The 13,987-nt window shown below is 46.9% G+C and carries 15 protein-coding genes; 3 read left to right on the top strand and 12 right to left on the bottom strand.

What is annotated here, in order from left to right; all coding sequences use genetic code 11:
* Positions 1 to 125 precede the first annotated feature (125 nt).
* From IFU39_RS14070 to cymR, 5 genes are all read right to left on the bottom strand, one after another.
* A complete protein-coding gene (locus IFU39_RS14070; protein ID WP_091020435.1) occupies positions 126 to 1,193 on the bottom strand; it encodes an AI-2E family transporter in 1,068 nt (355 codons plus the stop codon).
* Between the two features lie 293 nt (positions 1,194 to 1,486).
* Positions 1,487 to 1,696, bottom strand: coding sequence for a hypothetical protein (locus tag IFU39_RS14065; RefSeq protein WP_017686815.1), 210 nt, complete (start codon positions 1,694 to 1,696; stop codon positions 1,487 to 1,489).
* A 10-nt stretch (positions 1,697 to 1,706) separates the two neighbouring features.
* On the bottom strand, positions 1,707 to 2,228 hold the full coding sequence (locus IFU39_RS14060; RefSeq protein WP_017686814.1) for a PRC-barrel domain-containing protein: 522 nt from the start codon (positions 2,226 to 2,228) through the stop codon (positions 1,707 to 1,709).
* A gap of 164 nt (positions 2,229 to 2,392) precedes the next feature.
* Positions 2,393 to 3,544: a cysteine desulfurase family protein gene (locus IFU39_RS14055; RefSeq protein ID WP_192133271.1), complete on the bottom strand. Its 1,152-nt coding sequence runs from the start codon at positions 3,542 to 3,544 to the stop codon at positions 2,393 to 2,395.
* A 172-nt stretch (positions 3,545 to 3,716) separates the two neighbouring features.
* Entirely contained in the window at positions 3,717 to 4,136 is a 420-nt protein-coding gene (cymR, locus tag IFU39_RS14050; RefSeq protein ID WP_017686811.1) for a cysteine metabolism transcriptional regulator CymR, read from the bottom strand.
* A 321-nt stretch (positions 4,137 to 4,457) separates the two neighbouring features.
* Here cymR and mnmA point away from each other — a divergent pair, with 321 nt between their 5' ends.
* Positions 4,458 to 5,582 (top strand): tRNA 2-thiouridine(34) synthase MnmA, encoded by a 1,125-nt coding sequence (gene mnmA, locus IFU39_RS14045; protein ID WP_192133269.1) that lies wholly within the window; start codon positions 4,458 to 4,460, stop codon positions 5,580 to 5,582.
* A 131-nt stretch (positions 5,583 to 5,713) separates the two neighbouring features.
* On the opposite strand, the gene crcB is transcribed toward mnmA, so the two are convergent.
* The 4 genes from crcB to IFU39_RS14025 are packed head-to-tail and all read right to left on the bottom strand — an operon-like array spanning position 5,714 to position 8,743.
* Complete coding sequence (gene crcB, locus IFU39_RS14040) at positions 5,714 to 6,073, bottom strand: fluoride efflux transporter CrcB (RefSeq protein WP_091020438.1); 360 nt, start codon at positions 6,071 to 6,073, stop codon at positions 5,714 to 5,716.
* On the bottom strand, positions 6,070 to 6,471 hold the full coding sequence (locus tag IFU39_RS14035) for a fluoride efflux transporter FluC (protein WP_192133267.1): 402 nt from the start codon (positions 6,469 to 6,471) through the stop codon (positions 6,070 to 6,072). The genes crcB and IFU39_RS14035 overlap by 4 nt, the downstream gene beginning before the upstream one ends.
* Positions 6,472 to 6,502: 31 nt before the next feature.
* On the bottom strand, positions 6,503 to 7,810 hold the full coding sequence (locus tag IFU39_RS14030; RefSeq protein WP_091020442.1) for a replication-associated recombination protein A: 1,308 nt from the start codon (positions 7,808 to 7,810) through the stop codon (positions 6,503 to 6,505).
* 42 nt (positions 7,811 to 7,852) lie between these two features.
* Positions 7,853 to 8,743 carry a LysR family transcriptional regulator gene (locus IFU39_RS14025; protein ID WP_091020443.1) on the bottom strand — a complete coding sequence of 297 codons (891 nt, stop codon included), beginning with the start codon at positions 8,741 to 8,743 and terminating at the stop codon, positions 7,853 to 7,855.
* Between the two features lie 136 nt (positions 8,744 to 8,879).
* Here IFU39_RS14025 and IFU39_RS14020 point away from each other — a divergent pair, with 136 nt between their 5' ends.
* Positions 8,880 to 9,623, top strand: coding sequence for an SDR family NAD(P)-dependent oxidoreductase (locus IFU39_RS14020; RefSeq protein ID WP_192133265.1), 744 nt, complete (start codon positions 8,880 to 8,882; stop codon positions 9,621 to 9,623).
* Complete coding sequence (locus IFU39_RS14015) at positions 9,620 to 10,522, top strand: DMT family transporter (protein WP_192133263.1); 903 nt, start codon at positions 9,620 to 9,622, stop codon at positions 10,520 to 10,522. The genes IFU39_RS14020 and IFU39_RS14015 overlap by 4 nt, the downstream gene beginning before the upstream one ends.
* A 126-nt stretch (positions 10,523 to 10,648) precedes the next feature.
* On the opposite strand, the gene IFU39_RS14010 is transcribed toward IFU39_RS14015, so the two are convergent.
* The 3 genes from IFU39_RS14010 to IFU39_RS14000 form a co-directional block, all read right to left on the bottom strand.
* The gene (locus IFU39_RS14010; RefSeq protein WP_192133261.1) at positions 10,649 to 12,829 is read right to left on the bottom strand and encodes a HelD family protein; all 2,181 of its coding nucleotides are present in this window, start codon (positions 12,827 to 12,829) and stop codon (positions 10,649 to 10,651) included.
* Positions 12,830 to 12,965: 136 nt separating this feature from the next.
* Complete coding sequence (locus IFU39_RS14005) at positions 12,966 to 13,136, bottom strand: hypothetical protein (protein ID WP_179198679.1); 171 nt, start codon at positions 13,134 to 13,136, stop codon at positions 12,966 to 12,968.
* A 41-nt stretch (positions 13,137 to 13,177) separates the two neighbouring features.
* Positions 13,178 to 13,969, bottom strand: a complete 792-nt coding sequence (locus IFU39_RS14000; protein ID WP_244660998.1) for a DUF4097 family beta strand repeat-containing protein — start codon at positions 13,967 to 13,969, stop codon at positions 13,178 to 13,180.
* Between the last annotated feature and the right edge of the window lie 18 nt (positions 13,970 to 13,987).

The following is a 13,987-nucleotide window of genomic DNA, read 5'->3' as shown; positions in this document are numbered from 1 at the left end:
TGAGGAAAGGAACCCTCGGCGTACTTTATTTCATCATCGATTTCATGTTCTAAATATACACACTCATTATATCGGTAGCACAAGCGGGTGTCAACGCGGCTTCCTTGAAGATCTGCCCCTACTATTTAGTCGGTCCTTCGTTTGATGTAATAGGCGAAAAAGTGTTGCACAATCACCTTCAGGACGGCAAAAACGGGTACTGCCAGAATTAAACCTACAATGCCTGCCAGTTCACCTCCGACGAGCAGTGCAAATATAATCGACAGTGGATGCAGATGCAACGTACGTCCCACCACCTGAGGAGAAATAACGTTACTCTCCAACACCTGGCACAGTGTATTCACAATGACAACAAGTAGTACCATTTTAAACGATACGGTTGATGCCATGACCACAGCAGGAGCAGCTCCAAGGAACGGCCCCAAGTAGGGCACAATGTTAAACACAGCTACAATGCTTGCAAGCAGCAGGGCATACGGCATATCAATGATGATATAACCAATGTAGGCAAAGATACCAACAATGACACAGACAATAAACTGTCCCCGAATGTAGTTCCCCAGTGCAGTATCGATCTCTTTCATCACCGAGACAATCGCTTTACGACGTGAACGCGGAAGATACGCCACAATGGTGCGCTCAAACACCTCAAAGTCTTTTAACATATAAAAGATCAGAAATGGCACGATAAACACATTAAATAACACATTAATAGTCGCCCCGATATTGTCCATGAGCACGGTAATTCCCTGAGTTAGTCGATCCTCCATCTGAAAAAACCAACTGTTCATGCCTGTTCGCACACTTGGCGGCATTAATTTGTGATCCATATTGTTCATCAGGCTCTGTGCACGCATGGATAGTTCCGGCATATGCTCGTTGAGTTCCCCCAGCTGTTCAATCAGTACCGGAATCACATTCATCAGAATGACACCGAGGCAGGTCAGGAAAAAGGCATATATGAGTAGTACCGCAATCGTACGCGGCACCTTGCGCCCTCCCAGCATGCTGACAATCGGATTAAGTACATAGGATATGATAAGGGCTACGATAAAGGGTGCCAGCACTGTTTTCAGGAACGCATATAAGTGAAGCAGTAAAGGCCGCAGCAGCCATATAAAATATAAAATGATCAATCCGAGCAGCAGCCAGATCGCGTAACGGAACAGCTTGTTTTTGGTTAATTGCTCCACTTGCATCTCTCCTTTTGGACTGGCTCTGAGAGTCAGTATATGTAGGAAAGGTAATATTTATTAACACAGCGCAGAAGTGGAAAGGAGCAATCCGAACATTTTTTCTTAAAACCAAAAAACGCCTCCTTCATCAGAAAAGGAAGCGCATTTTGCAGTACGGCTTAGCATATAATCGTACAAACACCAGCCGAACCATTATGTAACCGCATCTATATACATCTGCCAACAATTAACGACAGCCCCCATGACAGACATTGTCATGAAACCGCATATAGAGGAAGTTATCCTGCTTATTAAGAAGAAGCGTGAAGATGAGGGAAGTCTTGTGGCAGCTCGTCCCCGAAAAACAAATCATCCAGGGAGCTCAGCGTACCGTCTTCTTCCACCTGATATACAGACATTTTCTCACCGTTCACCGTTAATTCGATAAAGCATCCCCAGCAATAAAACTGGTGGGAACCAATTTTCCCGATATCTTTGGAACTACAGTTTGGACATTTCATATTCATTCACCTATCCATTAACAGAATGAATGGCATTTTCCAAGCGTTGTTCACTCAGAGACGGCACCATAATGGCACTTTCCCCGATGGACATATCGCTTGTACATGGCAGCCATTTGCGGCCCTCGATCAGATCGGACACAAAACCGTCCGTAATTTCAATCCCTATTATTGTATTTCCCAACTCTTGGTCAAAATAAACATCGGAGACACGCCCAAGCAGCAAACCTTCTTCGGTGAGCACGGACATCTCCTTCAATTTAGACCGACCGAGGAGGTACGTGTATTTTATGTCGTCGGCTCCCGTCTTGCGGACAGCCTGTTGATTACGGATCATGACGGCATCTTCGCCGTAGGCAACGATATCTTGCCACTGCACGATTTTGACATGATTGGTAAACAGACCTTTGTTCTCAAGCTCAATGCCTTCGATCTCCCAATCATCATTCACAATGAAATCCTGGATTTTACCGACCTGCTTCCCGTCCTCAACATCAAAAACGGCAAGTCCGATCATTTCCTGAAGCTTCATCGCTGGGTCCCCCTCATCTTCTTATCATTAAATAGGCGCGGCGCTATTGCTAGGTATGCCCAAAGTTGATGAGTGGCAATCAGACGCCGATCATCAAAACCGCTTCTATCCAACCGATGAAATGGAACTTCTTCCCTCCTTCTGTTCCATGTGTAAAGTTCCCCTTAGGGTCTATTACGCAGTCGTCCAAGAATGGTTCCAATTTTTTCGGCGGTTATCATGATTTCTTCCGTAGTATTACCCAATCCCCAGCTAAATCGAATCGCAGAGTGTAAAAATGTTTCAGACAATTTCATCGCTTTGAGCACATGAGAGACTTCGAGTGAACCGGAAGTGCAGGCAGAACCGCTTGCAACAGCAATCCCTTCCATATCCAGATTCATTAACATCGTCTCTGTGGACACTTCCGGAAAGCTGATATTCAGGATGTTTGGCAGCGTATGCTCCAGGTGTCCATTCACATGAAAGTGCTCCGTCCCCACATGAATTTCAAGCTGTTCCAACAAAAGTTTACGCAATTCCAAATCATGCTGACGATGCGTATCCATTTGTGCTGATGCAATCTTGAGAGCCTCGGCAAATCCGGTAATACCTGCAATATTTTCCGTACCAGCGCGCCGCTGACGTTCTTGCAATCCCCCATGAGCTCTTGCTTCCAGCACAATTCCTCGCCGTACATAGAGTGCACCCACGCCCTGAGGTCCGTTGATTTTATGCGCAGAGAAGCTGATCAGATCCACAGGCAGTTCTTTACATGAAATATTCTGACTGCCCAAAGCCTGAACCGCATCGGTATGGAACAAAATATTATGCTTACGTGCCAGCTCCCCGACCTCGCGTATCGGTTGAATCGTACCCACTTCATTATTGGCATACATCATGGTAATCAGCACCGTATCCGGCCGAATGGCCTCTTGTAACTCGTCCAGATTTATTCGTCCTTGATGATCCACAGATAGATAGGTTACTTCATAACCTTGCCGCTCCAATTCTTGACACGTATGCAAAACAGCATGGTGCTCAATGGCGGTCGTAATGACATGTTTCCCCTTATCCTGTCTTGTTGAGACGGCTCCGAAAATGGCCAGATTGTCGCTCTCTGTGCCACCTCCGGTAAATACCAATTCGTCCGGGAAACAGCCCAAAGACGCCGCAATGACATCCCTTGCTCCGCTGACAGTCCGTTTGGCCTCACGCCCAAAGGCATGGATACTTGATGCATTGCCAAATTGTCCTGTCATGACGTTCATCATCGCTTCTGCGACTTGTGGATGCATAGGTGTCGATGCGGCGTGATCCAAATAAATTCGTTTCATTTATCTTCACCCCGTTATATGTTAAATTATCTTATTTTTCTGTTATGGAATATGTTTCGTACCCTTACATGCTCACCAACCGCAAGCCATTGTAAAACAGATGTTATGGCATGGATAAAGCCCCCAAATGGGGGCTCAAGTAAGTTAGCATGTCATGCTAGCGCAGTGATTGTTAAATATAAAACATGTAGCTATCTTTTTTGTCCTGATCCTGGAATGTAATCAGGTCTTTCAGTGTTGTGGAATCCAACACTTCCGCAATGCCGTCACGAATACGCAACCACAGATCACGTTTCGCCGGATCATCTTCCTCTGTGAAGTCTACTGGAGAGATTGGCCCTTCCAGTACACGGATTACATCGCCTGCAGTTACGGTTGCAGGATCACCCGCAAGGATATAACCGCCGTAAGCGCCTCTAATGCTCTTCACCAGTCCTGCATTCCGTAGTGGAGCGATCAGTTGCTCCAAGTAATGCTCCGAGAGCTGGTTGCGCTCAGCAATACTTTTAAGTGATGTAGGGCCTTCGCCTATTCTGGCAGCAAGCTCCATCATGATTGTGAGGCCGTAACGGCCTTTTGTCGATATTTTCAAAGGAGTCACCTCTTTCAATTTTCAGAAACGATTGGAAACTTTATATTTAATCCTATGGTCCATGACCGTCTGTTTCACGATCTGTCCACAGCGGAGATGCATTGAGATTAGCATATACCTTCTAATCCTCCGTATTCCGATCATAACCCTCAGCTAATGTTAACATATCTGCATGCTTTATGGAAAAGAAAGATTGACGATATTCCAAAATGTGCGTCTGTGGTGGACACTATCCAAAATTGGCCGGGTGTATCGTATCTTGAGTCCGGTTATGCTAGAATAAGAAACGAAACACATTTATATATAGAAATGGTGATAACGATGTCCAAAACAATTGAAAATACACGGGTCGTCGTTGGCATGTCCGGAGGTGTCGATTCTTCCGTTACCGCACTGCTGCTGAAAGAGCAAGGGTACGATGTCATCGGCATTTTCATGAAAAACTGGGATGACACTGACGAGTTCGGCCACTGTACCGCTGAAGAAGATTCAGAGGATGTACGCCGCGTATGTGAACAGATCGGCATTCCTTACTACACTGTCAACTTCGAGAAAGAGTATTTTGATAAAGTATTTACCTATTTCCTTGATGAATATAAGTCGGGTCGCACGCCAAATCCGGATGTCATGTGTAATCGTGAGATCAAATTTGGTGAATTCCTGAACAAAGCTCTGGATCTCGGCGCAGATTATGTAGCTACAGGACACTATGCTCGCCTGATTGAAGAAGATGGCACATTCAAGCTGCTGCGTGGTGTGGACAACAATAAGGATCAAACTTATTTCCTTAATGCACTCAATCAGAACCAGTTGTCCAAAGCCATGTTCCCGATTGGTCATCTGCCTAAACCGGAAGTACGCAAAATCGCAGAAGCGGCTGGTTTGTATACTGCCAAGAAAAAAGACAGCACAGGTGTCTGCTTCATCGGTGAGCGTAATTTCAAAGAGTTCCTGAGTAACTATCTACCTGCCAAAGGTGGAGACATGGTTGATATCGCGACCGGTGAAGTCAAAGGTCGTCATGACGGTCTGATGTACTACACACTTGGACAGCGCCAAGGTCTTGGCATTGGCGGTTCCGGCAATGGTGAGCCCTGGTTCGTTGCAGACAAGAATCTGGAGAAAAATCAACTGCTTGTTGTTCAGGGCGATGCCCATGCAAGCCTGTACTCCAAATGTCTAACCGCAACGGGTGTGAACTGGATTGCTGGCACAGAGCACATGCCTAATGTCCCCTACCGTTGTACTGCCAAATTCCGCTATCGTCAGCCGGATCAAGGTGTAACATTGACCTGGCAAGAAGATGGAAGTGTGGATGTACAATTTGACCAGCAACAAAAAGCCATTACGCCAGGACAAGCCGTTGTTTTCTACGACGGAGAGGTCTGCCTGGGTGGGGGTACGATCGATCAGGTGCAAAAAGTACCTGTACCCGCAATGCAATAATAGAGCTTGTCCATTAAAATGTGGATTATACACAATACCGTGTATCCCTATTAAAAAAGCCGTCTTTCATGTATACCATGAAGGATGGCTTTTTTCCTGCTTATTTTTGCAAAAAAATTAAAAATAGTTCGTTATGCAGTCAACCAGACTCCTGCCAAGCAGGCCAACACCCCAACTACAATCGAACTGACAACGTAGAGCGACGCGCTTGCGTATCGTTGTCGACCCATAAGTCCTAACGTCTCATAACCAAAGGTAGAGAACGTGGTGTACGCACCGCAAAATCCGGTTCCCCAGATCACCCAGATTCCATCTGAGATCATTGCAGATTCATGCCACCCGTATAACAACCCAAGCAGCAGTGAACCACTGATATTGATGATCCATGTTCCCCACGGAAAAGCCGCTCCCAGCAAGCCCGAGATCCATTTGCCCAGACTGAAACGCAGTACCGCACCCAGTACACCTGCAAAACCAATCCATAAGATCATGAGGCATCACCCTCTTGTCTTGGCGCTCTCAACATACGCTGTCCGATGCTCATTCCCAACACACAAAGCATTAATCCTGCCAACAGACTTACGCTCATATAAAGGGCGGCATTGACCCACTCGCCCCCTTCGGATAAACGAACAATATCCAGTGTAAACGTGGAGAATGTTGTAAATGCTCCAGTAAAACCAGTACCAATGGCCAGTCGAAGTTGTGGTGTTATTTTGCCTGGAACAGCTATAGTAAAGAACCAACCCAAAAAAAGGCTGCCCATCGCATTGATTAACAGTACCGCCCAAGGGAATCCTCCATGGCCAATTGGTATCGCTAACTGTACGGCGTATCGGGTTAATGTACCGAGAAATCCACCCGCCCCTATATACAAAAGCTCTTTCATTGTGTGCATCTCCCGAGTGATCTGTCTCTTCTTACAATTCCCTGCGCCGCTGTTGGTTCAGCCTGATCTTCGATTCGTTACCCTGATCCGTTGCCTCATAGAATACTCTCCGTGAGAGCTGCTTTGGCAGATATTCCTGCTTCACATAATGCCCAGGGTAATTGTGCGGATATTGATAGCCCTCATGTCCAAGTTTTACAGCACCCGAGTAATGCGTATCTCGCAAGTGAAGCGGAACTTCTGCCGATTTCACTTCATCAATCGCGTTCATGGCTTTGGAAATGGCGGTGTACACCGCATTGGATTTTGGACTTTCGACCGCGAACAGAATCGCTTGTGCGATGTTCAGCTTGGCTTCGGGCCAGCCGTTATTTCGGTACGCATCAAGTGCTCCAATGGCCTGAGTCATAGCTTGCGGGTTCGCAAGTCCAATATCTTCACTGCTTGCTGCAATCAGACGCCGAATAAAGGTCATCGGGTCCATGCCGAGCTTCTCCACCGCGTATAGAAACCAAAACAGCGCCGCATCACTGGAACCCCGAATACTCTTGTGAAATGCAGATAACACATCATACTGTGTCGATTCATCCGCCTTCACAATCGGTCGTCGAATAGACTCTTCTGCTACACCAAGCGTAATATGAATGGACCCATCCTTTTCCGGTGGCGTCGTCAACGCAGCCAGTTCAAGTGCGTTAAGCGCACGCCGAATATCTCCGTTGGCCATCGTAGCAATATGTTCAAGCGCCTCATCGTCCGCCTGTAGTTCCATGAACCCCAGACCTTTGTCCGCATCGCTCAATGCTCTGCGCATTGCAATAAGGGAATGATCCTTGTTTAGCGATTCCAGCTGAAACAGAGTTGAACGACTCATCAAGGCTCCATTAACATAATGAAAGGGATTCTCTGTTGTTGCGCCGATAAAAATAATCGTGCCCTTCTCTACCGCTGGCAATAACGCATCCTGACGTGAACTGTTAAACCGATGTACCTCGTCGAGGAACAAAATGGTTTTGGTTCCATACAGCTGTTTATTCGTTTGCGCCTGTTCGATGACTTCACGCACATCCTTGACGGAAGCTTCCACTGCATTCAGACGTACGAACTGTCCTTGCGTTTGCTGGGAAATAATATGTGCCAAGGTTGTCTTGCCACATCCCGGAGGGCCATATAACAAGATGGACGAAATCTGATCGGCCTCAATGGCGCGCCGGAGTAATTTCCCTGGTCCAATAATATGTTCCTGTCCAATATATTCATCCAGATGCTCTGGCCGCAAGCGGTCCGCGAGCAATCTAGCTTGTGGTTTTGAGTCTTGTTGAAACGAAAATAAATCCATTGCTCATCACTTCCTTAACGGATTGCCTTGCCTTGATTACAATTACACTTCTGATGGTTCTCCACTCTCTATCATATCATACTCTCGCGGTAACATAGCCATAAATGCATGAAGTGCACTGCTGACAAAGGCATCCTTGCGAGTAATAAAATGAGTCATCATGCGATTCATACCTACGGGAAGCGTATGCGTGCGCAATAATCCATTTTTGATCTGATGCCTAATCACAATCTCTGGTAATAAGGAAATTCCCATGCCGGACGTAACTCCACTAATAATCGCTTCAAGGGTTCCAAATTCCATTATTACTGGGCGGGTAACACCACCCACCTCTAACCATTCCTCCAAAATCTGACGATAGGAACACCCTATGCTGTAGACAAGAATGGGTTTACTCTTAAGATCTTCATCCGTAGGACCCATGCCAGAATAGACAACAAATAGTTCCTCATCAAATACGGGAATAGAAACGATATCAGGATGATCACAGGGACAGCCTATAAATGCTCCCTCCAATTCATACCCAATAACCTGATCCATAAGCATCTGCGAATTGCCAGTAACCAGTGACAAGGAGACATCTGGATACTGTTTATAATATCTGACGAAAAGTTCAGGTAGTCGCACGGCCGCTGCGGTTTGTGTAGACCCTATTCGCATTGGACCCGATGGTGTGCTCGTCGCTCGAAGCGCCTTGGAAGCATCATTCAGCAAACCAATAATTTTATCTGCATAGGTCACCAACATTTCTCCGGCTGGAGATAACGTCATGCCTCGGTTATGACGAATGAACAACGTTGTACCTACTTCTGCTTCCAGATGCCGGATTCGTGCCGTTACGTTGGATTGCACATACCCCAGTTTAGAAGCAGCTTTGGTCAGATTCCCTTCCTGTGCAACACACTGAAATATTCTAAGATCCCCGCTCTCCATGGTCCCTCCACTCTGACATCATTCAAAATGATATCCGCTTCATTACCAATCATTATACTTCATGTGTAAACCGGACTACAATTCATGTAGATCCCAAACCAGTCATCTGACTGGATGATGATAAGGAGTGTTCAGCATGACATACTGGAAAAATAGAGTTGCTCTGATCACAGGTGCTGGAACAGGTATAGGCCGTGCTGTAAGTCTAATGCTGGCTGAGCGTGGAGCGTTGGTCGCCGTCAACTATTCCCGCTCACAAGATGCAGCAAGCGAGACTGTTCAACACATTTTGGGTACGGGAGGCCATGCATTCGCCGTTCAAGCTAATGTTGCCAATGATCTTGATGTCCGGCGGATGGTCACTACAGTTACTGAAACCTATGGCCCGATAACTGCACTTGTAAATAACGCCGGAATCACGCATCATATCCCCATGCACGATCTGGAGTCTGTTACAGATGACATCTGGAATGAGCTGGTTGATGTGAATGTAAAAGGCATGTTTCATTGCGTTCGTGCAGTGACGGAGGGCATGAGACAGGCTGGTGGTGGTTCCATCGTGAATCTGGGCAGCATTGCAGGCAGTACGGGTTCTGGCTCATCCCTTCCTTACGCCGTCTCCAAAGCGGCAGTTCACGGCCTGACCTTATCCCTTGCGCACGCACTCTCACCACACATTCGGGTGAATGCTATCGTCCCTGGCGCAGTTGCTACAAGGTGGTGGGCTGGAAACGAGGAGCGAATGCATCGTCTCGGTGGAGAAGTGTTATTACAGCATATTGCCTCACCTGAAGATATCGCACACATGATCTGTGCTGCGCTGGAACAGCAATCCATGACCGGGCAGCTAATTACTGTAGATAGCGGACAGACGTTATGAGCTCCAGTCATGATAAAGATACCCGGATCATCAAACCATTGAAATATACACTATTGATCATTTTGACAACGTTAATCATGGGCACTTCTTTTCCAGTTGGCAAGATCGGCATGTTATATGCCCCATCCTTCCTGCTCATGGGCATACGTTATGTACTGGCTGGTGGATTGATGGCTTGGTTTCTACGCAAACGTCCTTTGCCTACCGAGTGGCAGTCTTGGTTGAAAATAATCCTCATTGGTCTGTTTCAATCCGCAGGAGTGATGGGCTGCGCCTACTACAGCATGAATTGGATTACATCCGGTGAATCCGCCATTATTACGTTTACCAATCCGTTACTGGTCATTATCCTCAGTGCTCTCTTATATAGAGTGACCTACCGTTTCAGTCAGTGGATCGGTGTTATACTCGGTTTCATCGGGATTATGTTAACCTTTGGATGGCAGATGAGCTTTAGTCCTGGAACCTGGATTGGATTTGGTGGTGCGATCTCCTTTGCAGTATCCACATTGCTCATCAAACGCTGGGGCGATGGCTACGATACTTTTGTTTTAACAGCCTATCAGATGCTCGCGGGAGGTGCTGCGCTTCTTCTATTGAGCGCATGGACTGAACAGCCTCACTTTATGGTCAATACCACCTCGGTTATGGCTCTGCTCTGGTTAACGTTTGTTTGCTCCATCATTCAGTTCTCACTCTGGTTTTATCTGCTTCAGAATAGTGACCCAGCCCAAACCAGTTCGTATCTGTTTCTAGCACCGTTTTTTGGTGTATTATCGAGTTGGATTTTACTAGGAGAACACGTTCAGTGGTTTGCATTGGCAGGCGGTTTATTCATTGGTGTTGGTATATTCCTGGTGAATCGTCGCTCGTCCAGAATGAGAAATAGCGTAACATAACCCTGAACTTCCACCGTCGTTCTTTCTCGGAAGCTTAAGCAATTCTTGCACAACAGCAGAAAAGGCATGCGCTTATGGGACACTTTCCCATGAACGTCATGCCTTTTCTTGTATAGCAAACTTTACTCACCCAAGCTCAGGCCAACCCTGAATGGTTACAGGCTCGCCGTCGGGATTATGTGTTGCAGCCGCGTATTCTGGCAAATCATCCTCGTGGAACAACCACAATTCGTGCAAGGCCCTTGTACAACCAACGTACAACAGCTTCGCATCACCTGCATTCGGCAAATAATGCTTCTGGTCTACGTCTGCCACAATAACCGCATCAAACTCCAACCCTTTGGACAGATAGACAGGCAAAACGGAGTGCCCACCAGTGTACTGCTTTTTGCCACCATCGATCAGGTTCAGATCCCAGCCTGCGGCCTGTAGGTCACGGTGAAGTTCCTCTGCTTCATGCAGTGTACGGGTCAGGATGGAGACGGTTCGGTAGTCTTTGACCGTTAACATCTTCAGAGCCTCTTCAAGGCTCGCCGTCCGCCCTTCTCCTCCATAAGCCAACGTCCGAACTGGATCACCACTACGGAAAACAGGTATCGCCGTAATCCCGCTCTTGACGCCACGTTCCAGAATCGTGTTGGCATAATCGATAATTTCCATCGTTGAACGATAACTTCGGGTCAATGCAAAGTATGCATTCTGTTCCTCAGGAAATAGAGAACTCATCTCTTCCCACGCATGAACACCACGGTACTCATGAATGCCTTGGGACAAGTCACCCAGTATGGTGAAGGAATGCCCTTTGACGAACTGATCCAATAACGCCACATGAAAAGGGGAAAAGTCCTGCGCTTCATCAATCACAATATGGTCAAACCGCTCCGAACCCTCAATATCATGGACCAATGTATGAATGTATACCAATGCAGGCAGATCCTCTTCACGGACGATATCCTGCTTCAGATCTGCTGCCGTTTGTTTCATGACCAGTTTTGGAATAAGTCCGCTGAGCGAGGATGGCACAGAGCCACCCTTTGCAGCTTTGAACAGCTGTTTGTATAACGTAAGCGGCTCGTATTGAGGCCATTTTTTGGCATAGGCTTTCTCACGAGTAGACGCTTTTTTCTTGCGTTCTTTGCGCACAGCTTCTGGCATCGGTTTCTTAAGTTCCATCTCAATCCAGCGGTGAACCCGCGCCATGACCCGTACTTTGCGTTTGGCCAGCGGATAATGTTTGTACTCCTCACCGAACCAGTTCTCGATCTCCGTCTTGCTGAGCACCTTACCATCCCATGGACTGAAGTCCATATCCGGTACGGAATCCGCTTCCATGCCTGACAGCCACTCTCGAATAAGCTCCATGAAACGGATCGATCCTTTGTAACGTCCAGGTACATCATCATTCAATTCAGGCCGTGCATCAGGTGTTTCGAACCAGGTGTTCAATGTATCCGACGTATTCGCCAAAGGCATTTCCAGCCCCAGCAGATTCATCGCCCAATCCGGGAATGTCCGCTGCTGAATATCCCCTACTCCGAGTTCCGGGAGTACATCCGAGATGTAATCCAGGAACATGTGGTTGGGTGCAAAAATAACCATTTTCTCCGCAGATACCTGCTCCTTGTACTGATATAGCAAAAAGGCAAGACGATGCAGGGCAACCGTTGTTTTCCCTGATCCGGCTACACCTTGAATGATTAATGCGGTATTTCGCGCCGCACGAATGATCAGATCCTGCTCCGCCTGAATCGTAGATACGATGTCACGGAGTTTGTTATCCTTGTTCTCTCCCAGACGATAAACGAGGAATTCATCCGATACCGCTGGCTGGTCACTGTCACGGTTATATGTATCCGCCACACGTTCCAATATCCGCTGCCGAATGACAACGTTCCGTTTCAGGTACACCAGACCTTCAATAAGCCCTTCCGGGGCTTCATACGTAGCGGAGGCTTCCCCTCCGGTAAATGAGTAAAACAGGCTGGCGACAGGAGCACGCCAGTCGATGACGAGCGGATGCTCTCCCACCTCTTCGCGGTCTACGCCGATTTTGCCAATATACAGCGGTTTCCGTGCACCACTGCCCTGTTCTTCGAAATCCAAGCGTCCGAAATAGGGTTGCTGCGCGCTCTTGGACAAGGCGGTGCGGCGCTCTTCGCGTCCAGCTTCCAGCACTTGTTCTGTGAAGTCGTGGCCGGTATACACCGGAATGTTCTGCAGTCGTTCCAGCTGACTATCCACTTCCTCCATCGTTCGCTCTAACCTGTACTCTTCTTCTTGATAGGCACTTTGAAAGCTGTCTGACATGTTTCAGTTACCTCCTAAGAATATGTTTTGCTCTGTATCGCCTAGATCTGGAAATACAAAAGGATACTTACTATATCACATAGGGCAATTGAAAGCCACATCCGTTTTGTAAGCTTACTTTTGTAATATATGAGGCTCATCTGAATTGATAATTAATGATGGCACTGACAAGCGCACAACAACCAAACAAAATAAACCACCAGGCCCACTTGTTTCTGGCCTGCCTGCGCCTGCTGTTCAATACGCCGTAAATCCCGATTAGCAATACGATGGTGGAAAAACTAATTCCTACGATCCAACCAGCCATGATATCTGCCCCCATTGTTTTCAGTACACACGATTAGTCTCTTATTTCCTGTGTTTTAAATGAAAAGCTCCTCCTCGAATATCCACTTGGAATTCACCTTTTCCACTTTTGTGTATTAGATTATTGCTGTCCCCATGAAGAGGAGTCAATTCAAATTCACTTTTTAACGCTCCTGATCTTCTTTTAAGTAAAATTCGGAAACCTTCGTTATCTGGAATGGAAACCACTGCCTTTGCCCCTGTGAATACAAAACGCAATCTCTCTGGCATCTTGAGACAGTCCATATTTAATTTTCTGCCTGTTGTGATAATTTGCAAGTGGCGAAACTCCCCCGAAATGTCGATCTTGGCTGAACTGGATTGAAGATTAAGCTTATCTGCACTAAGGTGTTTTACTTTCACTACGGATGCCACTGCGCACAGTTCAAGCTCCTCCATCCTCCCTGATAGGTCTACACGACCTGAGGTGATCTTACATTGACAGCGAGTGGCCAGAAGCCGATTCAACCGGAGGTGTCCTCCTGTGGAGATCAGCGAAATACTGTTAAAAACCCGAGCTGGTACATGAATCTCCAATGTTGTTCTACCAATATTTATTCCAACGTGGCCTCTCCTTTGTCTCCCGTCCACAATGCTTAAGGAATCCCCTCGTATGTTAACTTGCATCAGCCTTCGCTTGGAAAACCACGCATCCACATATTGCATGACGTGTATCAGTTCATCCACACTCGGAAGAACTCTGATATCTCCTGACAACCAATTTAACTGTATATCATGAATGGGTTGATCAATGTCTATGCTCTTGCATATGGCAAGCTCACTACTTTTCAACATCTTTTCCCTCTCCATTTC

Origin of the sequence: Paenibacillus sp. CFBP 13594 (assembly GCF_014842675.1) — a bacterium.
Lineage (GTDB): Bacteria > Bacillota > Bacilli > Paenibacillales > Paenibacillaceae > Paenibacillus > Paenibacillus amylolyticus_B.
The sequence above is the reverse complement of the archived record's forward strand: the minus strand, read 5'-3'. Positions and strand labels throughout refer to the sequence as shown.

Coding starts and splice junctions, on each gene's coding strand:
- IFU39_RS14065 (WP_017686815.1), bottom strand. CDS start 1,696: ATGAAATGTCCAAACTGTAGTTCCAAAGATATCGGGAAAATTGGTTCC.
- IFU39_RS14060 (WP_017686814.1), bottom strand. CDS start 2,228: ATGAAGCTTCAGGAAATGATCGGACTTGCCGTTTTTGATGTTGAGGAC.
- IFU39_RS14055 (WP_192133271.1), bottom strand. CDS start 3,544: ATGAAACGAATTTATTTGGATCACGCCGCATCGACACCTATGCATCCA.
- mnmA (WP_192133269.1), top strand. CDS start 4,458: ATGTCCAAAACAATTGAAAATACACGGGTCGTCGTTGGCATGTCCGGA.
- crcB (WP_091020438.1), bottom strand. CDS start 6,073: ATGATCTTATGGATTGGTTTTGCAGGTGTACTGGGTGCGGTACTGCGT.
- IFU39_RS14035 (WP_192133267.1), bottom strand. CDS start 6,471: ATGAAAGAGCTTTTGTATATAGGGGCGGGTGGATTTCTCGGTACATTA.
- IFU39_RS14030 (WP_091020442.1), bottom strand. CDS start 7,810: ATGGATTTATTTTCGTTTCAACAAGACTCAAAACCACAAGCTAGATTG.
- IFU39_RS14025 (WP_091020443.1), bottom strand. CDS start 8,743: ATGGAGAGCGGGGATCTTAGAATATTTCAGTGTGTTGCACAGGAAGGG.
- IFU39_RS14020 (WP_192133265.1), top strand. CDS start 8,880: ATGACATACTGGAAAAATAGAGTTGCTCTGATCACAGGTGCTGGAACA.
- IFU39_RS14015 (WP_192133263.1), top strand. CDS start 9,620: ATGAGCTCCAGTCATGATAAAGATACCCGGATCATCAAACCATTGAAA.
- IFU39_RS14010 (WP_192133261.1), bottom strand. CDS start 12,829: ATGTCAGACAGCTTTCAAAGTGCCTATCAAGAAGAAGAGTACAGGTTA.
- IFU39_RS14005 (WP_179198679.1), bottom strand. CDS start 13,136: ATGGCTGGTTGGATCGTAGGAATTAGTTTTTCCACCATCGTATTGCTA.
- IFU39_RS14000 (WP_244660998.1), bottom strand. CDS start 13,969: ATGTTGAAAAGTAGTGAGCTTGCCATATGCAAGAGCATAGACATTGAT.